This is a genomic window from Actinomycetospora succinea (assembly GCF_004363095.1).
In the GTDB taxonomy this organism is placed as follows: Bacteria; Actinomycetota; Actinomycetes; order Mycobacteriales; family Pseudonocardiaceae; genus Actinomycetospora; species Actinomycetospora succinea.
The window spans coordinates 1-21,165 of the sequence record NZ_SNYO01000014.1; the positions used below are offsets into that span (position 1 = coordinate 1).

The 21,165-nt window shown below is 75.5% G+C and carries 19 protein-coding genes and 1 rRNA gene; 17 read left to right on the forward strand and 3 right to left on the reverse strand.

Features of this window, described 5'->3' with window-relative positions; all coding sequences use genetic code 11:
* From rrf to EV188_RS29165, 11 genes are all read left to right on the forward strand, one after another.
* Window positions 1–76 (forward strand): 5S ribosomal RNA (gene rrf / locus EV188_RS33295); the annotation flags it as partial.
* Window positions 77–210: 134 nt separating this feature from the next.
* Window positions 211–2,193: a tetratricopeptide repeat protein gene (locus EV188_RS29125; RefSeq protein ID WP_208114422.1), complete on the forward strand. Its 1,983-nt coding sequence runs from the start codon at window positions 211–213 to the stop codon at window positions 2,191–2,193.
* Entirely contained in the window at window positions 2,190–3,188 is a 999-nt protein-coding gene (locus EV188_RS29130; protein ID WP_133829854.1) for an HAD-IIA family hydrolase, read from the forward strand. Before EV188_RS29125 ends, EV188_RS29130 begins: the two co-directional genes overlap by 4 nt.
* A gap of 54 nt (window positions 3,189–3,242) precedes the next feature.
* Window positions 3,243–3,416 (forward strand): hypothetical protein, encoded by a 174-nt coding sequence (locus EV188_RS32055; RefSeq protein ID WP_166660154.1) that lies wholly within the window; start codon window positions 3,243–3,245, stop codon window positions 3,414–3,416.
* A gap of 5 nt (window positions 3,417–3,421) precedes the next feature.
* Window positions 3,422–4,264: a TlyA family RNA methyltransferase gene (locus EV188_RS29135; RefSeq protein WP_133829855.1), complete on the forward strand. Its 843-nt coding sequence runs from the start codon at window positions 3,422–3,424 to the stop codon at window positions 4,262–4,264.
* Between the two features lie 34 nt (window positions 4,265–4,298).
* Window positions 4,299–5,252, forward strand: coding sequence for an NAD kinase (locus EV188_RS29140; protein WP_133829986.1), 954 nt, complete (start codon window positions 4,299–4,301; stop codon window positions 5,250–5,252).
* A 133-nt stretch (window positions 5,253–5,385) separates the two neighbouring features.
* Entirely contained in the window at window positions 5,386–7,293 is a 1,908-nt protein-coding gene (gene recN / locus EV188_RS29145) for a DNA repair protein RecN (protein ID WP_133829856.1), read from the forward strand.
* Between the two features lie 95 nt (window positions 7,294–7,388).
* Window positions 7,389–8,582 (forward strand): putative cytokinetic ring protein SteA, encoded by a 1,194-nt coding sequence (gene steA, locus EV188_RS29150; RefSeq protein WP_208114423.1) that lies wholly within the window; start codon window positions 7,389–7,391, stop codon window positions 8,580–8,582.
* Window positions 8,582–9,496 carry a copper transporter gene (locus tag EV188_RS29155; protein WP_243742084.1) on the forward strand — a complete coding sequence of 305 codons (915 nt, stop codon included), beginning with the start codon at window positions 8,582–8,584 and terminating at the stop codon, window positions 9,494–9,496. Before steA ends, EV188_RS29155 begins: the two co-directional genes overlap by 1 nt.
* 85 nt (window positions 9,497–9,581) lie before the next feature.
* Window positions 9,582–11,300, forward strand: a complete 1,719-nt coding sequence (locus EV188_RS29160; RefSeq protein WP_133829858.1) for a CTP synthase — start codon at window positions 9,582–9,584, stop codon at window positions 11,298–11,300.
* Window positions 11,297–11,974: an NUDIX domain-containing protein gene (locus tag EV188_RS29165; RefSeq protein ID WP_133829859.1), complete on the forward strand. Its 678-nt coding sequence runs from the start codon at window positions 11,297–11,299 to the stop codon at window positions 11,972–11,974. Before EV188_RS29160 ends, EV188_RS29165 begins: the two co-directional genes overlap by 4 nt.
* Window positions 11,975–12,103: 129 nt before the next feature.
* On the opposite strand, the gene EV188_RS29170 is transcribed toward EV188_RS29165, so the two are convergent.
* Window positions 12,104–12,997, reverse strand: a complete 894-nt coding sequence (locus tag EV188_RS29170) for an LLM class flavin-dependent oxidoreductase (RefSeq protein WP_243742085.1) — start codon at window positions 12,995–12,997, stop codon at window positions 12,104–12,106.
* A gap of 68 nt (window positions 12,998–13,065) precedes the next feature.
* On the opposite strand from EV188_RS29170, the gene ald reads away from it, so the two are divergent.
* Together ald and xerD are read left to right on the forward strand one after the other, a co-directional pair.
* On the forward strand, window positions 13,066–14,184 hold the full coding sequence (gene ald / locus EV188_RS32335) for an alanine dehydrogenase (protein WP_133829860.1): 1,119 nt from the start codon (window positions 13,066–13,068) through the stop codon (window positions 14,182–14,184).
* A complete protein-coding gene (gene xerD, locus EV188_RS29180) occupies window positions 14,181–15,104 on the forward strand; it encodes a site-specific tyrosine recombinase XerD (protein ID WP_243742086.1) in 924 nt (307 codons plus the stop codon). The genes ald and xerD overlap by 4 nt, the downstream gene beginning before the upstream one ends.
* 45 nt (window positions 15,105–15,149) lie before the next feature.
* Here the strand turns inward: xerD and EV188_RS29185 are convergent, their stop codons facing one another.
* Entirely contained in the window at window positions 15,150–16,607 is a 1,458-nt protein-coding gene (locus tag EV188_RS29185; protein WP_424922961.1) for a cytochrome P450, read from the reverse strand.
* A gap of 103 nt (window positions 16,608–16,710) precedes the next feature.
* Here EV188_RS29185 and EV188_RS29190 point away from each other — a divergent pair, with 103 nt between their 5' ends.
* A complete protein-coding gene (locus tag EV188_RS29190) occupies window positions 16,711–17,289 on the forward strand; it encodes a TetR/AcrR family transcriptional regulator (protein WP_208114424.1) in 579 nt (192 codons plus the stop codon).
* Between the two features lie 32 nt (window positions 17,290–17,321).
* Here the strand turns inward: EV188_RS29190 and EV188_RS29195 are convergent, their stop codons facing one another.
* Window positions 17,322–18,560, reverse strand: coding sequence for an MFS transporter (locus EV188_RS29195; RefSeq protein ID WP_133829861.1), 1,239 nt, complete (start codon window positions 18,558–18,560; stop codon window positions 17,322–17,324).
* A gap of 247 nt (window positions 18,561–18,807) precedes the next feature.
* Here EV188_RS29195 and EV188_RS29200 point away from each other — a divergent pair, with 247 nt between their 5' ends.
* The 3 genes from EV188_RS29200 to scpB are packed head-to-tail and all read left to right on the forward strand — an operon-like array spanning window position 18,808 to window position 21,151.
* On the forward strand, window positions 18,808–19,761 hold the full coding sequence (locus EV188_RS29200; protein WP_133829862.1) for a ParA family protein: 954 nt from the start codon (window positions 18,808–18,810) through the stop codon (window positions 19,759–19,761).
* Window positions 19,758–20,567, forward strand: a complete 810-nt coding sequence (locus tag EV188_RS29205) for a segregation and condensation protein A (RefSeq protein WP_133829863.1) — start codon at window positions 19,758–19,760, stop codon at window positions 20,565–20,567. The genes EV188_RS29200 and EV188_RS29205 overlap by 4 nt, the downstream gene beginning before the upstream one ends.
* Complete coding sequence (gene scpB, locus EV188_RS29210) at window positions 20,564–21,151, forward strand: SMC-Scp complex subunit ScpB (protein ID WP_133829864.1); 588 nt, start codon at window positions 20,564–20,566, stop codon at window positions 21,149–21,151. The genes EV188_RS29205 and scpB overlap by 4 nt, the downstream gene beginning before the upstream one ends.
* Window positions 21,152–21,165: the final 14 nt, after the last annotated feature.

Below are 21,165 nucleotides of genomic sequence, written 5' to 3' on the forward strand. Positions count from 1 at the left end.
GAACCCGGAAGCTAAGCCCTCCAGCGCCGATGGTACTGCGACCGACAGGTCGTGGGAGAGTAGGACACCGCCGGAACACCCGACCACCCCCACACCACGGGGTCGGCAACAGAACGACGACCGCAGAGGTCGCCACAGAAGTGAGCAACACTTGACGGGCAGGACTCCGGCCGGAGCCCTGCCCGTTCGCATGTCCACAGGAGGTCCGTGATGTCGTCCGACCCGTCGGAGGGTGCCGGCGCTCGCGGAGGCGACGACGGCCCTCGCCGCGGCACCACGGCAGGCCCGTCCCGCGACGACCAGGGCTCGGGCGGGCGCACGCCGTCCGGGCGTGACCGCGGCGCGCCGCGCGGTGGCGGTGACCGGCGCGGTGGCGGACGCCCGACGGGCGGCGGCCACCGTGACGACCGTGGCGGCGACCGTCGCTCGGGCGGTGCCGGCGGGAACGACCGTGGTGGCTCCCGGGGTGGCCCGCGCCGTGGCGACGGCGGCCAGGGCGGGCGGCCGAGCGGGCCCCCGCGCGACCGTGGCGGAGCGTCGAGCTCCCGTGGCGGCAGCGGCGGGCCGGGAGCGCGCGGTGGCCGTCCCGACGACCGGCGCGACGACCGCGGCGCCCGCGACTCCCGCCCGCGCGACGGGCAGGCCCGCGACGACCGCGGCTCTGGGCGCCCGCGTGACGACCGCGGCGGCGACCGGCGCGACGACCGCTCCCGCGGCACCGGGTCGCGCGGCGGCGGACCGAACGACCGCCGGCCGGACGACCGCCGCGGCAGCGACGGACCCCGTGGTGGGCGCCCGCGTGACGACCAGCGCGGCGGCGACCGTCCGCGGAACGACCGGCCGCGCGATGACCGGCCGCGTGACGACCGGCCCCGTGATGACCGGCCCCGTACCGACCGGGACGACCGGTCCCGCAGTGACCGGCCGCGGACCGATCAGCGCGGTGGTGACCGGCCGCGGACCGACCGGCCGCGTGACGACCGGCCCCGCGAGGACCGGCCGGGCGGGGCTCGTCCCCGTGGCGGCCGGCCGAACGGCGCGCGTCCACAGAACGGGCGGCCCGGTGGCAGCCGGGACGGCGGTCGTGGGTTCGACCGGCGCGAAGGTCCGACCCGTCAGGACCGTCCCCGTGGCGGGCCTCGCGACGACCGTCGACCCGACCGCCGGCGCGAGGACGCCCCGGCCGGCGCCGCCGACCGTCCGGAGCGCGTCGACCACTCGGTCGAGCCCATCGCCCGGCACCAGGACGCGGCCCCGCGCCCGACGGCACCGCCGCTGCCGGACGACATCACCGCCGACCTCCTCGACCAGGAGGCGCGCCGTGACCTGCGCGGCCTGCCCAAGGACCTCGCCGACATCGTCGCGCGGCACCTCGTGGCCGTCGGCGAGCTCGTCGACGACGACCCCGAGGAAGCCCTCGCCCACGCCCGCTTCGCGCGGTACCGGGCGAGCCGTGTCGCGATCGTCCGCGAGGCGTCGGGCCTCGCCGCGTACCACGCGGGGGAGTGGGCCGAGGCGCTCTCCGAGCTGCGGGCCAGCCGGCGGATGGGTGGTGACGGGCACCTGCCCGTGATGGCCGACGCCGAGCGCGCGCTGGGGCGCCCCGAGCGGGCGATCGAGCTGTCGCGCAGCCCCGAGGCCCGGGACCTCGCCACCGAGGACGCCGTCGAGCTCCTCATCGTCGTGTCCGGTGCTCGCCGCGACCTCGGGGAGAACGAGGCCGCGGTCGTCGGGCTCCAGGTGCCCGAGCTCGACGCGTCGCGCGACGACCCGTGGGTGCCGCGCCTCTTCTACGCCTACGCCGAGGCCCTCCAGGCGGCCGGGCGCACCGACGACGCGGTCCGCGCGTTCCTCGAGGCCGCCCGCACCGACCTCGACGGCGAGACGGACGCCGAGGAGCGAGCGATCATGCTCGGCGTCGGGGACCCGGACGCCGGCGAGGACCCCGCCGACGAGACGTCCGCGGCGGACGACGTCCTCGCGGACGACGAGGACGTCGCGGACGGTGACGCCGTCGTGGACGACAGCGCCGCCGCACATGACGACGCCGTGGCTGACGAGGCCCCGGCGGACGACGACATCGCTGACAGCGACGACGCCGCCGAGGACACCGGCGTCGAGCACGCGCCCGCCGAGGCGCCGCGCGAGAACGCCCCGACGGGCGCCGCGGAGGCCCCGAGGTTCTCCGGGTGAGCGACCACAGCGACCACACCGACCACGACGCGCTGCTCGTCGACCTCGACGGCACGGTCTACCGCGGGCCCGACGCGATCGAGGGCGCGGTCGAGACCCTCGAGGCGGTGCGGGCGCGCGCGGCCGTCTCGTACGTCACCAACAACGCGTCGCGCGGCCCCGACGAGGTCGCCGACCACCTGCGCCACCTCGGGCTGACCCTCGACACCGACGCCGTGGTGACGAGCGCGCAGGCCGGTGCCGCAGTCGTCGCGGAGCAGGTGCCGTCGGGGTCGAAGGTGCTGGTCGTGGGCACGGAGGCGCTCGCCGAGGAGATCCGTCTCGTGGGGCTCGAGCCCGTGCGCGCCGAGGACGACGAGCCCGTCGCCGTCGTGCAGGGCCACTCGCCGGACACGGGCTGGCGCATCCTCGCCGAGGCCGCCCTGGCGCTGAACAGGGGCGCGGTGTGGGTCGCCTGCAACGTCGACCCGACCCTCCCCAACGAGCGGGGCCTCCTGCCTGGCAACGGGTCGATGGTGGCCGTCCTGCGCACGGCCTGCGTGCGGGAGCCGGTGGTGGCCGGCAAGCCCGCGGCGCCGCTGCTGCGGCAGGCGATCGAGCGGGTGGGCGCGCGGCGTCCACTGGTCGTCGGCGACCGCCTCGACACCGACATCGCGGGCGCGCACAGCGTCGACGCCGAGAGCCTCCTCGTGCTCACGGGCGTCTCCACCGCCGCGGGCCTGCTCGCCGCGCCGGCCGGGCAGCGCCCGACCTACCTGGGCGCCGACCTGCGGGTCCTGGGCGGCGACCTCGCCGCGACCGCCGTGGACGACGGCGACACCGGCGGCTTCACCGCGCGCCGCGAGGACGGGCACCTGGTGCTGGAGGGCGACGGCGACGACGCCACCGCCGCTCTGCGCGCCCTCTGCCGCGCCGCGTGGTCGTCGGACGACGGGTGGGACGGGGTACGGGGCGCCGAGAAGATGATCAGCGCGCTCGGGCTGGCCAGCGCCTGACGGGTTAGCGTGGACGCCGACAGCATCCGGGCCGACGCCGGGGGAGGACGCGCCGTGACCGAGCACGACGACGCGCTCGCCGCCCTGCAGGGCGCCGTCGCGGCCCTGCCCGACGCGGCGAGCGGTGCTGACGAGGGCGACGACTTCGACGCCGCCGAGCACGCGACCCGGTTCGAGGCGGTGCACGACGCGCTGGTCGCCGTGCTGGCCGACGTGGACCGGACCTGACCGCGGTGGCCCGGTCCACCGCCCGCCGGCTCCGTCTGGACGCCGAGCTGGTGCGACGCGGTCTCGCCCGGTCCCGCGAGCACGCCGCCGGGCTGATCGCGGAGGGCCGGGTGACCGTCGGGGGCACGGTGGCCACCAAGCCCGCGACGGGTGTCGAGACCGCGGCGGCGGTGGTCGTGCGCGAGGACGTCGACGACCCCGGCTGGGCGTCGCGGGGTGCGGGCAAGCTGCTCGGCGCGCTCGAGGCGTTCGGTCCGCGGGGCCTCGCCGTCGAGGGCCGGCGCTGCCTGGACGCCGGCGCGTCGACCGGCGGGTTCACCGACGTGCTGCTGCGCCACGGGGCGCGCGAGGTCGTCGCCGTCGACGTCGGCTACGGGCAGCTGGTGTGGGCGCTGCAGACCGACCCCCGGGTCGCGGTGCACGACCGCGTCAACGTCCGCTCGCTGACGCCCGACGACATCGGCGGGCCGGTCGACCTCGTCGTCGCCGACCTGTCGTTCATCTCGCTGGGCCTGGTCCTCGACGCGCTCGTCGCGTGCACGGTCCCGGGCGGCGACCTCGTCCCGATGGTGAAGCCGCAGTTCGAGGTGGGCCGCGACCGGCTGGGCGCGGGCGGGGTCGTGCGCGACCCCGCGCTGCGCGTATCGGCCGTCCTCCACGTCGTGGCGTCCGCGCGGGCGCGGGGGCTGGTGCTGCGCGACGTCGTCGCGAGCCCGCTGCCCGGGCCGTCGGGGAACGTGGAGTACTTCTGCTGGCTGCGACGGGCACCAGCGGGAGAGACCGGCGTCGACCCCGAGACAGACGACGAGACGCTCGTGCGACGGGCCGTGGAAGCAGGTCCCCAGTGAGGACGACGGGAGTGAGCCGGTGACCGACGGGCTCGTGGAGGCCGACGCCGCAGGCGTCGCGGGGAACGGCGAGCGCGGCACCCGCGACGCGCTCCTCGTCGTGCACACCGGCCGGGAGGCGACGCGGAAGGTGGCGTCGCAGGCCGCCCGCCGGCTGGCCGACGCCGGGTTCGCGCTGCGGATCCTCCCCGACGAGTACTCCACCGACGAGGGCCTGTTCGACGACCTGCCGGAGGCGCAGCGCCCGCGCACCGTCACCGCCGAGTCCGACGCAGCGCTCGGCATGGAGATCGTCCTGGTGCTCGGCGGCGACGGCACCCTGCTGCGCGCGGCCGAGCTCGCCCGTCACGCGCGGGTGCCGATGCTCGGGGTCAACCTGGGTCGCGTCGGCTTCCTCGCGGAGGCCGACCTCGACGACCTCGACGAGGTCCTCGACGCCGTCGTCGGGCGCACCTACCGCGTCGAGGAGCGCATGACCGTCGACGTCGTCGCGCACCAGAACGGCACCGAGCTGGGCCGGACGTGGGCGCTCAACGAGGCGATCGTCGAGAAGATGAACTGGGCGCGGCTGCTCGACGTCGTGCTCGAGGTCGACGGCCGCCCGGTCTCGGAGTTCGCCTGCGACGGGGTGCTGTGCGCGACGCCGACGGGGTCGACGGCCTACGCGTTCTCCGCGGGCGGGCCGGTGGTGTGGCCCGAGGTGCAGGCGATGCTGCTGGTGCCGAGCAACGCGCACGCGCTGTTCGCGAAGCCGCTGGTGATCTCGCCGGACTCGTCGGTGGCGCTCGAGGTGTCCAGCCGCGGGGACGCCGGCGTGCTCGTCTGCGACGGGCGGCGCACCATCGAGCTGCCGCCGGGCTCGCGCGTGGAGGTCGTCCGCGGCCGCAACCCCGTGCTGCTGGCCCGTCTGCGCGTCCAGCCGTTCACCGACCGGCTCGTCCGCAAGTTCGGGCTGCCGGTCCAGGGGTGGCGGGGGCGCCGGGGCTGACCGTGACGATGGGTCGAGCTTCGCTTCGCTCCGTCTCCCGCCGACCGCGGTGCACCGACCGTTCGACCATGTGTTCGATCGGATCGGCGTGTTCGGCCCCGGAGCGTCGGGGGTCGTGGTTATCGTGAGGCCCGTGCTCGCCGAGCTGAGGATCCAAGGTCTCGGGGTCATCGAGGATGCCACTCTCGATCTGCACCCCGGGCTCACCGTGGTCACGGGGGAGACCGGGGCAGGCAAGACGATGGTGGTCACGGGGCTGCACCTGCTGGGTGGCGGTCGCGCCGACTCCTCGCGTGTCCGCCGCGGCGCCACGCGCGCCATGGTCGAGGGCCGCTTCCTGCTGCCGCCCGCCGAGACGGACGCCGAACCACCGGGAGACGAGGACGCCGACGAGGCGCCACGCTCCGCCCTGCACCTCGCCGCCGACGCGGGCGCCGCGCTCGACGACGACGGCAGCCTCATCGCCGCGCGCACGGTGTCGGCCGACGGGCGCTCGCGCGCCCACCTCGGCGGGCGGTCGGTGCCGATGGCGGTGCTCGGCGACGTCACCGACGCGGCGCTCGCCGTCCACGGCCAGCACGAGGCGCTGCGCCTGCTGCGGGCCGCCGAGCAGCGGGCCGTGCTCGACAGGTTCGCCGGCGCCGCGGTCGCCGAGCCGCTGGCCGCCTACCGGCGCACCCGCACGGCGTGGCGGCGCGCGGTCACCGAGCTGACCCGCCGGCGCGACCAGGCGCGCGAGATGAGCCGCGAGGCCGACATGCTGCGCCACGGGCTCACCGAGATCGAGGCGGTCGACCCCCAGCCGGGCGAGGACGCCGACCTCGTCGCCGAGGCCCGCCGCCTCGCCGACGCCGATGACCTGCGCGCCACCGCCACGGGCGCGCTCGCCGCCCTCGCCGGCCCGCCCGACGGCACGGGCGAGGACCCCGACGCCGTCGGGCTGCTGGGCGAGGCGCGCCGGCGCCTGCAGGGCAGCGACGACCCGGCGCTCGCCGGGCTCGACCCCCGGCTCGCCGAGGCCGCCGCCCTGCTCGGCGACGCCGCCGCCGAGCTCACCGACTACCTCGAGCGCCTCGAGGCCGACCCGGCGCGCCTCGAGCAGGTGCTCGCCCGCCAGGCCGACCTCAAGGGTCTGACCCGCAAGTACGCCGCCGACATCGACGGCGTCCTGGCCTGGGCCGACGACGCGCGGGCGAAGCTCGAGGGCCTCGACACCTCCGACGAGGCGCTCGCCGCGCTGGCGGCGGAGGCCGAGCAGCTCGCGGGCGAGGCCGCCGGGCACGCCGCCACCGTGTCCGCCGCGCGCCGCGAGGCCGCCGACCGGTTCGGCGCCGCCGTGTCCGCCGAGCTCGACGGGTTGGCGATGGGGTCGGCGTCGGTGCAGATGGCCGTGGCACCCAAGGACGCGGCAGGTCCCGAGGCCCTCACCGTCGAGGGCCGGTCGGTCGTCGCCGGCCCCGACGGCGTCGACGAGGTGGAGCTGCTGCTCACCCCGCACGCGGGCGCGCCGGCGCTCCCGGTGCACAAGGGCGCCTCGGGCGGCGAGCTCTCGCGGGTCATGCTCGCCGTCGAGGTCGTGCTCGCGGGGGCGGACACCACGCCGACGCTGGTGTTCGACGAGGTCGACGCCGGGGTCGGCGGGCGCGCGGCGGTCGAGGTCGGGCGCCGGCTCGCGCGCCTCGCGCGCACCCACCAGGTGGTCGTCGTGACCCACCTGGCGCAGGTCGCGGCCTATGCCGATCGTCACCTGGTGGTCGACAAGGGCGGGCTCGCGGACGCCGGCGACACCGACGGCGTCACGCGCAGTGCCGTCCGGACGCTCGACGACGGCGACCGCACGATCGAGCTGGCGCGCATGCTGGCGGGCACCGAGGAGACCGAGACCGGCCGCGCCCATGCCGAGGAGTTGCTCGCGGCCGCCGCGGCCGACCGCTCGGCGAGCACCGAGGAGGGGGACGCCGGCGCCGACGCCCCCACACCGATCACGCGCGGCGCGACCACGCGGCGTAGCGGCAGCCGCCGGAGTCGCCGGGCCGGGTGACCGCGGCGCGTCCCCTCGGCGCGTCGGCTCCGTCCGCGGCGTCCGGCCGACGACCATCGAGGCATGGGTCGCGGCACGGGTGCGGGGTGGCGGGCATGAAGTGGCCACGGGGTCGCACGAAGGAGGCGCCGGCCGGCGTCGTCGGCACGGCACGGCTCGGCGGGCGCTCCGGCGGCGAGGTGTCCCCGGAGCTGCTGCGCCGGCTGGGACGCGGCGACGTCGCGGTGATCGACCAGGTCGACCTCGACCGCGCGACCGCCCACGCGTTCGTCGACGCGGGCGTCGCCGGCGTCATCAACGTCTCGCCGTCGATCTCGGGGCGCTACCCGAACCTCGGCCCGGAGATCCTCACCGACGCCGGGATCGCGCTCGTGGACGACGTCGGCGACGGCGTGCTGCGCCGCGTCCGCGACGGCGCCTCGGTCCGCCTCCACGACGGCGGCGTGTACCTCGGCGAGGACGAGGTCGCCCGCGGCTTCGAGCAGACCGCCGAGACCGTCGCCGACCAGCTCGCCGAGGCCCGCTCCGGGCTCGCCGCGCAGCTCGAGGCGTTCTCGGCGAACACGACGGAGTTCATGGGCCGCGAGCGGGCCATGCTGCTCGACGGCGTCGGGGTCCCCGGGCTCGAGACGGCGATGAACGGCAAGACCGTCCTCGTCGTCGCCGGGGGCTCGGACCGCACCGAGGAGCTGAAGAGCCTCAGGCACTTCGTCCGCGAGGAGCGGCCGGTCCTCGTCGGGGTCGGCGGCGGCGCCGCGGCCCTGAAGACCGCGGGGTTCACGCCGACGGTCATCGTCGGCACCGCGCTGGAGATCGACCCGGACCTCGCGCGCAAGGCCGTCGACGTCGTCATCCCCGCCGACACCGACGGCCACATCGCCGGGCTCGCGCGCCTGCAGGATGCCGGCATCGACCCCGTCGGCTTCCCGTCGTCGGCGAACCCCGAGGACATGGCGCTGATCCTCGCCCAGCGCCACGGCGCCTCGTTGGTGGTCGGGTGCGGGTTCGACGCGACGCTCTCCGGGTTCCTCGACCGCGGCCGCACGGGGAGCAACCCGTCGACGGTGCTCACGCGGCTGCGCCTGGGGCCGACGCTGGTCGACGCGTCGGCGGTGGCCGCCCTCCACCGCCACCGGGTCACCACCGGGGCGGTCCTGCTCCTGCTGCTGGCCGTGATCGCGGTCGGCGCGACGGCGCTGTTCGCCAGCGGCCTGGCCGAGGCCATCGTGATGCTCGTGCGTGAGGGGTGGGCGGCCGCGCTGGCCGCGGCTCAGGGGGTCGGGAAGTGATGTCGCTGCGCTACCACGTCGTGTCGATCGCGGCGGTGCTGCTCGCGCTCGCGCTGGGCGTCGTGCTGGGGGCCTCGGCGCTGTCGGGCCGGGTGCTCGGCGCGCTGACCTCGGACCGCGACCAGCTCGCCGGCGAGGTCGTGCAGATGCGGGGCGAGCGCGACGCGGTCGGCGCCCAGCTCCTGGCCACCCAGCGCCTCGTCGGGGCCGGCGCGCCGTCGACGGTGGCGGGGGTCCTGCCGGGCCGGGGCGTCGCGGTCCTCGCGGCCCCGGGCGCCGACCCGGCGGACGTGGACGCCGTGTCCGACCTCGTCACCCGGGCCGGCGGGCGCGTCACGGGCCAGGTCGCCCTGACCGACGCCGCCGTCGCCCCCGACCGCGCGGAGGCCCTGCGCGCCCTGGTGCCGCGGCTGCTGCCCGCCGGCGCGCAGCTGCCGACCACCACCGACACCGGCACCCTCACGGGCTCGCTGCTCGGCTCGCTGCTGGTCGCCCGCCCGGGCGGCGCGAGCGAGCGGACCACCGGCCCCGAGGTCGCGACGGCGCTGCGCGCGCTCTCCGACGCCGGGTACGTCCGCACGCCCGAGGCGCTCGGCTCCACGCCCGGCGAGCTCGCGCTCGTCGTCACCGGGGCCGGCGCCGACCCGGCCCGCGACACCGTGCTCGCGCGGATCGCGGGGGAGATGGACCGCGTGGGCGCGGGCGCCGTGCTCGCCGGGCGCACCGGGTCGGGCGCGGTCGGCACGGTGCGGGCGGACCCCGCCCTGCGCACCGGCCTGTCCACGGTCGACGCGCTCGAGGGCCCGGCGTCGCGGGTCGCGACGGTGCTGGCGCTGCGCGAGCAGGCCGACGGGCGGACCGGCGTGTACGGACCCGCCGCGGGCACGTTCACGCCGCAGCCCGCCGCCGGCTGAGGGTCGCTCGGGTGGGTGGGGAGCGCGGTCCGTTACCCTGAAGCCCCGTGGATGGCGGAGTTTCTCCTCGGATCGCAGCCCTCTGATGCAGCCGGCGCGGACGACCAAGCACGTGTTCGTCACCGGCGGCGTCGCCTCCTCGCTCGGCAAGGGGCTGACGGCCTCGAGCCTGGGGCAGTTGCTCACCGCGCGGGGTCTGCGCGTGACGATGCAGAAGCTCGACCCCTACCTCAACGTCGACCCCGGGACGATGAACCCGTTCCAGCACGGCGAGGTCTTCGTCACCGAGGACGGCGCCGAGACCGACCTGGACATCGGGCACTACGAGCGCTTCCTCGACCGTGACCTCTCGGCGCGGGCCAACGTGACGACCGGCCAGGTGTACTCGACGGTCATCGCCAAGGAGCGGCGCGGCGAGTACCTGGGCGACACGGTCCAGGTGATCCCGCACATCACCGACGAGATCAAGTCGCGGGTGCTCGCGATGCGCACCGACGACCCCGCGCCCGACGTGGTGATCACCGAGGTCGGCGGCACGGTCGGCGACATCGAGTCGCTGCCGTTCCTCGAGGCCGCGCGCCAGCTGCGCCACGAGGTCGGCCGCGACAACTGCTTCTTCCTGCACGTCTCGCTGGTCCCGTTCCTCGCGCCGTCGGGCGAGCTCAAGACCAAGCCCACGCAGCACTCGGTGGCCGCGCTGCGCAACATCGGTATCCAGCCCGACGGGCTGGTGCTGCGCGCCGACCGCGACATCCCCGAGGACATGACGCGCAAGATCAGCCTCATGTGCGACGTCGACGAGGACGGCGTCGTCGCCTGCCCCGACGCGCGGTCGATCTACGACATCCCGAAGGTGCTGCACACCGAGGGCCTCGACGCCTACGTCGTCCGCCGGCTCGGGCTGCCCTTCCGCGACGTCGACTGGACCGTCTGGGGCGACCTGCTCGACCGCGTGCACCACCCCACCGAGACCGTCGAGATCGCGATCGTCGGCAAGTACGTCGACCTGCCCGACGCCTACCTCTCGGTCACCGAGGCGCTGCGCGCCGGCGGGTTCGCCCACCGTGCCCGCGTCGCCGTGCGCTGGGTGGGCTCCGACGAGTGCGAGACGCCGGCCGGCGCGGCCGCGGCGCTCGCGGGCGTCGACGGCATCCTCGTGCCCGGCGGCTTCGGCATCCGTGGCATCGAGGGCAAGGTCGGCGCGCTCGACCACGCCCACCGCCGCGGCCTCCCGGCGCTCGGGCTCTGCCTGGGCCTGCAGTGCATGGTCATCCACGCCGCGCGGTCGATGGCCGGCCTGGAGGGCGCCAACTCCGCGGAGTTCGACGAGCAGACCCCGCACCCCGTCATCTCGACGATGGCCGACCAGACCGACGTGGTCGCCGGCGAGCGCGACATGGGCGGCACCATGCGCCTCGGCGCGTGGCCCGCGCTGCTCGCGCCCGAGACCATCACCCGCAACGCATACGGCACCGGGCGGATCACCGAGCGCCACCGCCACCGCTACGAGGTCAACAACGCCTACCGGGACCGTCTCGCCGAGGCCGGGCTGGTGTTCTCCGGGACCTCGCCGGACGGCGCGCTCGTCGAGTTCGTCGAGCTGCCGCGCGACGTGCACCCGTTCTTCGTCGGCACCCAGGCCCACCCGGAGCTCAAGAGCCGACCGACGCGGGCGCACCCGCTGTTCCGCGCGTTCGTCGCCGCGGCGCTGCGCCACGTGTCGTCGCAGCGTCTGGACCTGGAGACGGACACGTCCGACGCCGTCGACGCGGTGCTCGACGAGCCCGCCGGCGCGACCACGTGACGGCGCCGCGCACGCCCGACTCGCTCGCCGACCCGCACCACGGACACCCGCCCCACGACTTCGCCGTCGAGAGCAGCGAGACCCTCTACGAGGGCGCGATCTTCGCGCTGCGGCGCGACGACGTGCGGATGCCGGGCGGGCGGATCGCCGGGCGGGAGAAGGTCGAGCACTTCGGCGCCGTCGCGATCGCGGCGCTCGACGAGGACGACCAGCTCGTCATGATCTACCAGTACCGGCCCGCCCTCGGGCGCCGCATCTGGGAGATGCCGGCGGGCCTGCTCGACGACCCCTCCGAGGAGCCCGTCGTCGCGGCGCAGCGCGAGCTGGTCGAGGAGGTCGGGATCGAGGCCGACGAGTGGTCGACGCTCGTCGACATCGTCGGCTGCCCGGGCTTCGCCGACGAGTCGGTGCGCGTGTTCCTCGCGCGCGGGCTGCGCTCGGTGGAGCGCCCGGCCAGCGGTGACGACGAGGAGGCCGACCTCGTGATCCGCCGGATCCCGCTCGACGACCTCGTCGCCGGCGCGATGTCCGGCGCGCTGGTCAACGGGCCGTGCGTCGCGGGCGTGTTCGCCGCGGCGGCGGTGCGCGACGGCCGCTCGGCGGCGCGCGCCGTCGATGCGGAGTGGCTCGACCGCCCCGGCGAGTTCGCCGCGCGCCGGTCCGCGCGCCGCTGACTGCTCCGCGTGGCCCTTTCCGCTCGCCCGTCCGCGGCTCGCCCACACGAACGAACGGCGCTTTCGTTGCTTCGGTAGCAGCGAGAGCTCCGTTCGTTCGTCGGGCGGGCGCGCGAGGGGCGGCGCCGACTACGCGGTCCGGCGGAGCAGGTCGGCCAGCAGGTCCAGGCTCGCGTCGACGCCCGGCGCGACGTACATCGGGTCGACGAACACGTCGGTGAACCCGGTCCTCTCGACCAGCTCCCGCGCGCCGTCGGCGATCTCCGCGGCCCCGAGACCCTCGGCGACGTTGATCCGCAGCGCGGTCCCGACGTCCTTCGGCTCGCGTCCCGCCTCCCCGGCGGCGGCGTCGATGTTGGCGCGGAACCGCAGCAGGGCGCGGGCCTGGCCCTCGAGGTCGGTGCTCGGCAGGCGCCCGACCGGAAGCCACCCGTCGGCGCGTCGCCCGACCCGGCGCAGCGCGGCCTCGCTCCAGGCGGAGAGGTACACCGCCGGGCGGGGCTGCGGGGTCTCGACGTGCACGGCCGGCAGCGGGAAGCGCGAGCCCGTGAGCGGCGCGGGCGTGTCCGACCAGAGGGTGTCGAGGCCGTCGAGCAGCTCGTCGAGCCGGGCGCCGCGGGCGTCGAAGCCGAGCCCGGCGCCGGCGTACTCCTCGGGCGACCAGCCGATGCCGAGCCCGGCGAGCAGACGCCCGGGGGCGAGCGCGCCGATCGTCGTCAGCGAGCGGGCGAGCACCGCCGGCGGGTAGAGCGGCCCGACGAGGACGCTGGTGCCGAGGGTGGCGCGCGTCGTCACCGTCGCGGCCACCGCGAGCAGGGCGACCGGGTCGAGCGCACGGCGGAACTCGACGGGGATGGTGTCGGTGCCGCCGTAGCCGACCTGCGGGTCGACGGCGGCGAGCAGGCGGTCGCCGACCCACAGGCTCGCGGCCCCGGCCTCCTCGGCGCGGGCGGCGAACTCCCCGATCCTCGCCACCTCGTCGGCGGCGTCCCCGAACTGCGGCAGTGTGGTCCCGAGTCGCACGGTGATCAGTCTGTCGCTCCCGCGCGCGGCGGGCCGACCGGGGCGGCGGACGCCGCTATGGTCCGGCCATGAAGGTGGGCGTGCCGCGGGAGGTCAAGGACCACGAGGACCGGGTGGCGCTGACGCCCATCGGCGTCGCGGAGCTGGTGCGCCACGGTCACGAGGTCGTCGTCGAGGCCGACGCGGGCGTCGGGTCGGCGATCACCGACGACGCGTTCCGCGAGGCGGGCGCATCCGTGATCGACGCCGCCGACGACGTGTGGGCGACCAGCGACCTGCTGCTCAAGGTCAAGGAGCCGGTGCCCGAGGAGTACCACCGGCTGCGCCGCGACCAGGTGCTCTTCACCTACCTGCACCTTGCGGCCTCGCGCGAGTGCACGCAGGCGCTGCTCGACGCGGGCGCGACGGCCGTCGCCTACGAGACCGTGCAGACCGAGGACGGGGCGCTGCCGCTGCTCGCGCCGATGAGCGAGATCGCGGGGCGCATGGCGCCGCAGGTCGGCGCGCACCACCTGGAGAACGCGCAGGGCGGGCGCGGCGTGCTGCTCGGCGGCGTGCCCGGGGTGCGGCCGGGCCGGGTCGCGGTGATCGGCGCGGGGACCTCGGGGCTCGCGGCCACGACGATCGCGGTCGGGCTGCGGGCGTCGGTGGAGGTGCTCGACGTCAACGTGCGCGCGCTGCGGCGCGTCGACGAGATCTTCTCGGGGTCGGTGCGCACGGTCCTGTCGAGCACCCCGGAGGTCGAGCGCGCCTGCCGCGAGGCCGACCTCGTCATCGGGGCGGTCCTGGTGCCGGGCGCGAAGGCGCCGGTGCTGGTGCCGAACGAGCTCGTCGCGCAGATGCGCAGCGGGTCGGTGCTCGTCGACCTGGCCGTCGACCAGGGCGGATGCTTCGCCGACACCCGCCCGACCACCCACGCCGAGCCGACCTACCGGGTGCACGACTCGATCTTCTACTGCGTCGCGAACGTCCCGGGCGCGGTGCCGACGACGTCGACGCGGGCGCTCACCGGCGTCACGCTGCCCTACGTCGTCGCGCTCGCCGACCAGGGGCTGGCGGCCGCGGCCGCCGCCGACCCGGCGCTGGCCAAGGGCGTGAACGTCGTCGACGGCGAGCTGACCTCGGCCGCGGTCGGCGCGGCGCACGACCTGCCGGTGCGGTCGCTGGCCGAGATGCTGCCGGGGTGACGCCGGACCGGGCGGTGAGCGTCTACCTCGACCACCTGCTCGTCGAGCGGGGCACGGCGGAGAACACGCTCGCGTCCTACCGGCGCGACCTGCGCCGCTATCTCGAGCACCTCGAGGCGGCGGGCGTCGGGGACCTCGCCGACGTCACCGAGCGCCACGTCGGCGACTTCCTCGTCGCCCTGCGCACCGGCGCCGACGGGCGGGCGCCGCTGGCGACGGCGTCGGCGACCCGGGCCGTCGTCGCCGTCCGGGGCCTGCACCGCTTCGCGCTGGCCGAGGGCATGGTGGCGCTCGACGTGGCCCGCGAGGTGCACCCGCCGTCGCCGCCGCGGCGGCTGCCCAAGGCGCTGGACGTCGCGACCGTCGACCGGCTGCTCGAGGCGCGCGGCGGCGAGGCGGACGACCTCGCCGGCGTCCGCGACCGGGCCCTGCTCGAGCTGCTGTACTCCACCGGCGCGCGGATCTCCGAGGCCATCGGCCTGGACGTCGACGACGTCGACAGCACCCAGCGCGCAGTGCGCCTGGCGGGCAAGGGCGGCAAGGAGCGGATCGTGCCGATCGGGCGCCCGGCGCTCGCGGCCCTGTCGGCGTACCAGGTGCGCGCCCGGCCGGGGCTCGCGAGCAAGGGCCGGGGGACGCCGGCGCTGTTCCTCAACGCGCGGGGGGCGCGCCTGTCGCGGCAGAGCGCGTGGGCGTCGCTGCGCGAGGCCGCCGACCGGGCGGGCATCGCCGGCGACATCTCCCCGCACACCCTGCGCCACTCGTTCGCGACCCACCTGCTCGACGGCGGCGCCGACCTGCGCGTCGTGCAGGAGCTGCTCGGCCACGCCTCGGTGACCACGACGCAGATCTACACCCAGGTCACCGTCGACACCCTGCGCGAGGTCTTCGCGATGGCGCACCCCCGCGCCCGTATGTGAACGAAATTCCCGGCTATAGCCGGGGATTTCGCTCACATGGGCCGATCAGCGCAGCGGCTCCAGGCGCAGCGGGAGCCCGTCGGCGGGGACGGGCAGCGAGGTGTTGTCCCAGCGCGGGCGGTAGCCCGGCGCGACGGTGATCCGGTGGTTGCGGAGCAGCTCGTGCAGGATCGCGGTGACCTCCAGCGAGCCGAAGAGCATGCCCAGGCACTTGTGCACGCCGCCGCCGAACGGGATCCAGGCGTCGCGGTGGGCCTTGTCCTCGCGGCGCGGCTCGGCGAAGCGCTCGGGGTCGAAGACGTCGGGGGCGGTCCAGACCGCCGGGTCGTGGTGGTTGGTCGCGCCGGCGGCCATGACCAGCTGGCCCGCCGGGACGTGGTGACCCAGCAGCGCGGTGTCCTTCACCGTCCGGCGCATGACGACCGGCACCGGCGCGGCGAGGCGCAGAGACTCCTTGATGACGAGGTCGAGCGTCGTCAGCGACTGCAGGGCGGCGAGGTCCGGCGGTGCCCCGGTCATGGAGTCGAGCGCCAGCGACTCCTCGCGCGCCCGTTCCTGCCACTCCAGGTGGGCGGCGAGGTAGTACGCCGCGGCGGCGCTGGTGATCGTCGAGGTGTCGTGCGCCGCCATCATCAGGAAGATCATGTGATTGACGACGTCGTCGTCCGAGAACGCCTCGCCCTCCGGGGTCGTCGCCCGGCACAGCACCGAGAACAGGTCGTCCCCGTGGCCGGCGCGCTTGGCCGGGAGCGCCGCGCGGAAGTAGCGCTCGAGCAGGGCGCGCCCGCGCAGGCCGGCGCGGTAGCGGGTGCCGGGCAGGTCGCGGCGCACGATCGAGCTCGCCGCCTGCACGCAGTCCATGAACGCCTGGTTCACGGCGTCGGACTCGGGGCCCGAGCGGTCGTCCATGAAGACGTGGGTGGCGACGTCGAGGGTCAGGCTCTTGAGCATCGGGTAGATGCGGATCTGCTGCCCGCGGGGCCAGCTCGGGATCGCCTCGCGCAGCACCGGCACGGTCCGGTCGACGTACCCGCGGATGCGCGGCGCGGTGAACGCCTCCTGCATGACCCGGCGGTGCACGCGGTGGTCGTCACCGTCGAGCAGCATGAGGCCGCGGTGGAAGAAGTCGTCGACGAGGAAGCGCCAGCCGTCCTGCGAGTAGGCCTTGTCGGGGTTGGTCAGCACCTCGTGCGTGGCGTCCGGGCCGGCGGCGATGACGACGTGCTCGCCGACGAACCCGCACCACGAGACCGGGCCCAGGGCGGCGTGCCGCGCGCGGGTGAAGGCGCTGCCGTAGCGGATGTAGGACAGCGTGTGCCCGATGACCGGCGGGCCGGCGTCGCCCGGGACCGGCTTCAGCCCCGACCCGGCGGGCGGTGCCGCGAGCGGCACGATCCGCTGCGGCCGCGTCTTGTCGAACAGGCGCCGGTCGACCTTCGCCGGCATCGGCGTGAGCACGACGGACGACAGGCGCTCGCCCGTCGCGGTGCGGACCAGGGACACGGCCACCTCCAGGACACCGGCTGCTGCGTCCGCACGCTAGACACGAATTGCTGTTGTGTCCACGGAGGAGACGCAAGGCTCAAGAGCGTCTACAGTCCGGGGCGTGCCCAGCCGGACGTTCGCCGACCGCACCCGCGGGCTCGTGCGCGACGAGGCGCTCGAGCGGGCGGCCGAGCTGCTCGTCGCCGGCGGCTGGCGCGGACTGCGGCTGCAGGACGTCGCCGACGGCATCGGTGTGAGCCGTCAGACGCTCTACAACGAGTTCGCGAGCAAGCAGGGGCTCGCCGCCGCGCTGGTGCTGCGGCGGACCGAGGAGTTCCTGGCCGGCCTCGAGGCCGCGCTCGACGGCGAGGACGACCTGTACCGGGCGTGGGTCGAGGCGGTCCGCACGACGCTCGACACGGTGGCGCGCGACCCGCTGCTGCGGGTGCTCCTCACCGGGCAGGGCGCCCAGGACCTGCTGCCGCTGCTGACCAGCGAGGCGGAACCGCTCATCACGGCGGCACGCGACCGCGCGGCGGCGTTCCTGGTGCGTCGCCGGCCCGACCTCGACCCGGCGACGGCGAGCGCGGCGGCCGAGATCGCCGCGCGGCTGACGATCAGCCACGTCGTGCTCCCGCTACACCCGCCCGACGTCGTCGCCGACCAGATCGCGACGACGGTGGTCCGCTTCCTCATGTGAGCGAAATTCCCGGCTATGACCGGGAATTTCGCTCACGTACGAGCGGGCGCCCGGCCGACGAGGGCGACGCCGACGGCGCCGAGAGCGGCGACGACGGCGAAGGCGTAGAAGCCCCACGGGTAGGCGATGCCGGCCTGGAGCAGGGCGCCGCCGAGGATCGGGCCGGCGATGGCGCCGAGACGCCCGATCCCGCTCGCCGTGCCGAGCGCCGTGCCCCGTGCCTCGGCGGGGTAGAGCTGCGACACGTACGCGTAGACCAGGACCTGCGCGGAGAACACGAAGATGCCGGCGAGCAGCACGCTCACGTACACGCCGATCCCGGGCAGGCGGATCGACAGGAGCGCGAGGAAGAGCGTGCCCGCGGCGAACCAGCCGATGGCCGCGGGGCGCACGCCGATCCGGTTGGCGACGGTGCCCGCGAGCAGGAGCCCGAGGATCGCGCCGATGTTGAGCACGAGCAGCAGGGCGAGCGCCGCGCCGAGCTCGTAGCCCGCCGAGCGCATGATCTCGGGCAGCCACGTGTTCAGGCCGTAGACCAGCAGCAGGCCCATGAACGACGCGATCCAGAAGGCGATCGTCGGGCGCGCCAGACCGTCGCGGAAGAGCGAGCTCAGGGGGTTGCGGCGCTCGCGGCGCCAGCTCGAGTCCCGCGTCCCGCGCCGCTGGAGGAACTCGGCGGACTCGGGCAGCCGCATGATGATCAGCGGCAGCAGGATCACCGCCGGGATCGCGCCGGCGACGAACATGGCCTGCCACCCGAGCGGGCCGATCAGCAGGATGCCGAGCAGCGCGGTCAGGACCGCGCCGACGTGGTAGCCGGTCATGAGGATCGTGGTGGCGCTGCTGCCCTTGCCTGCGGGCGCGTACTCGGCGACCAGGGCGAGCGCGACCGGCAGCACGCCGCCGAGCCCGATCCCCGCGAGGAAGCGCAGCACGCCCAGCACCTCGGGGTTCGGCGCGAACGCGCACGCCAGGGTCAGCACCGAGAAGCCGGCGACCGTGGCGATCATCGTGGCCCGCCGGCCGATGATGTCGGCGATCGGCCCGACGGCCAGGGCGCCGACCATGACGCCGAGCAGCCCGACGGTGACCACCACCGAGGCGCCGGCGGGGTCGAGGTCCCAGCTCGGGTCGCGCAGCAGCACGGGCAGCACGACGCCCAGCACCACCAGGTCGAAGCCCTCCAGGGCCACCGCCGACCAGCACAGCGGGCGCACCCAGCCGGCGGTGGCGGCGCGCGGGCTCGCGGAATCGGTCTGTCGGGTCGTCATCGCTCACGTCCTCGTGGTGTCGACGGGGGGCGACAGTGGACGGGGAGTATGCGAGTCGTCACACGACGGCGTCTCCGATGGTTCCGCCCACCGGAAGATCGTGACACAACGGGCAGACGGTGTGGCCGTGGGTGATGGGACGAGGTGGCGAACGTCCTGCTCGGCGAGTCGCGCGCCGACGCGCGCGGAGCGCCTCCTAGGCTGATCGCACGAGCACACGGCCGGGCACGCGAGGGAGGGACACGCGATGTCGAACCCGCAGCCGGTCCTCTGGTCACCGGGCGGGCAAGCCTCTGAGCAGGAGCACCCGCCCGCACGACCGGACACCGGCGTCGGCACCCCGGGCGTCGCGGACACGGCGGTGGAGCCCGCCGGCGAGGTGCCCCCGGGTCGCCCGCGCCGGCACATCCCGGTCCCCGGCCCCCTCGACGGGCACGGTCCCGCGACGGTCCTCGCGATGTGCAACCAGAAGGGCGGCGTCGGCAAGACGACGTCCACGATCAACCTCGGTGCGGCGCTCGCCGAGTACGGACGCCGTGTGCTGCTGGTCGACTTCGACCCGCAGGGCGCCCTGTCGGTGGGCCTGGGCGTCCAGCCGCACCAGCTCGAGACCACGATCTACAACCTGATCATGGAGAAGGGCGTGACGATCGACGACGTCATCCGCCCGACCACCGTCGAGGGCATGGACCTCCTGCCCTCGAACATCGACCTCTCCGCCGCCGAGGTCCAGCTGGTCACCGAGGTCGGCCGCGAGCAGACCCTCGGCCGCACGATCGGGCCGGTGCTCGACCGCTACGACTACGTCCTCGTCGACTGCCAGCCCTCGCTCGGCCTGCTGACGGTCAACGCCCTGGCCTGCGCGGACGGCGTGCTGATCCCGCTGGAGTGCGAGTTCTTCAGCCTGCGCGGGGTCGCGCTGCTCATGGACACGATCGAGAAGGTGCAGGACCGGCTGAACCCCAAGCTGGAGATCACCGGCATCCTGGCCACCATGTACGACCCGCGCACGCTGCACACGCGCGAGGTGATGACCCGCGTCGTCGAGGCGTTCGGCGAGCTCGTCTTCGACGCCGTCATCAACCGCACCGTCCGGTTCCCGGAGACCACCGTGGCCGGCGAGCCGATCACCCGGTGGGCGTCGCGCTCCACCGGCGCCGAGGCGTACCGCGCCCTGGCCCGCGAGGTCATCGCCCGGTGACGCTCACCCCGGAGAGGACGGAGGCTCCCGAGCGCGCGAGGTTCCAGGTCAGCCTGGACAACTTCACCGGGCCGTTCGACCTGCTGCTCCAGCTGATCGGGCGCCACGAGCTCGACGTCACCGAGGTCGCGCTGTCCCGCGTCACCGACGACTTCATCGCCTACACCACCGCGCTGGGCGACGACGCCGACCTCGAGGAGACCACCGGCTTCCTCGTCGTCGCGGCGACCCTGCTCGACCTCAAGGCCGCGCGGCTGCTGCCGCAGGCCGAGGTGGAGGACGAGGACGACCTCGCGCTGCTCGAGGCGCGCGACGTCCTGTTCGCCCGCCTGCTGCAGTACCGCGCGTACCAGCAGGTCGCGGCGCTGTTCCGCGAGCTCGAGGGCGCTGCGCGGATGCGTTACCCGCGGGCCGTGACGCTGGAGCCGCGGTTCGCCGAGATGCTCCCGCCGGTCCAGCTGGGCGTGGACGCGGACGGGTTCGCCGAGCTCGCGGCGGCGGTCTTCCGGCCGAAGCCGCCCCCGACGGTCGGCCTGGACCACCTGCACGCCTCGACTGTCTCGGTGCCCGAGCAGATGACGATCCTCGCCGGACGCCTGCAGGCGCAGGGTGCGGCGACGTTCGCCGAGCTGGTCGCCGACTGCGAGGAGGGCATCGAGGTCGTGGGACGCTTCCTCGCGGTGCTCGAGCTCTACCGGGCCCGCGACGTCGCCCTCGACCAGCCCGAGGCGTTCGCCGAGCTGCGCGTCCGCTGGGCGCCCGGGGGTGACGCGGGCAGCGCGAGCGCGACCGGGGAGGACGAGTGACCGATCCCGACCCGCTGCGGGCGCTCGAGGAGGACCTCGAGGACCCCCTCGCCTCCGACGGCGAGCTCGTCGCGGCGCTCGAGGCCGTGCTGCTGGTGGTCGACGCGCCGGCGCCGACCGACCAGCTCGCCGACGTCCTCGGCCAGCCCGTCGCCCGCGTCCGGGAGGCGCTGGAGACCCTCGCCGCCGAGTACACCGAGCGCGAGCGCGGGATCGAGCTGCGCGCCACCGGCGAGGGCTGGCGGCTCTACAGCCGCGACCGGTTCGCCCCGTACGTCGAGCGCTTCGTCCTCGACGGGCAGCGCACGCGGCTGACCCGGGCCGCGCTCGAGACCCTCGCCGTCGTGGCCTACCGCCAGCCGGTGACCCGCTCGCGCGTCGCGGCGGTGCGCGGCGTCAACGTCGACGGCGTGATGCGGACGCTCGCCGCCCGCGGACTGATCATCGAGGCGGGCACCGACGTCGGCGGCGGCACGCTCTACAGCACCACCGAGCTGTTCCTCGAGCGCCTGGGCCTGCAGTCGATCGACGAGCTCCCGCCGATCGCGCCGCTGCTGCCCGATGTGGACGACATCGACGAATAGGGGACCCCGGGCCC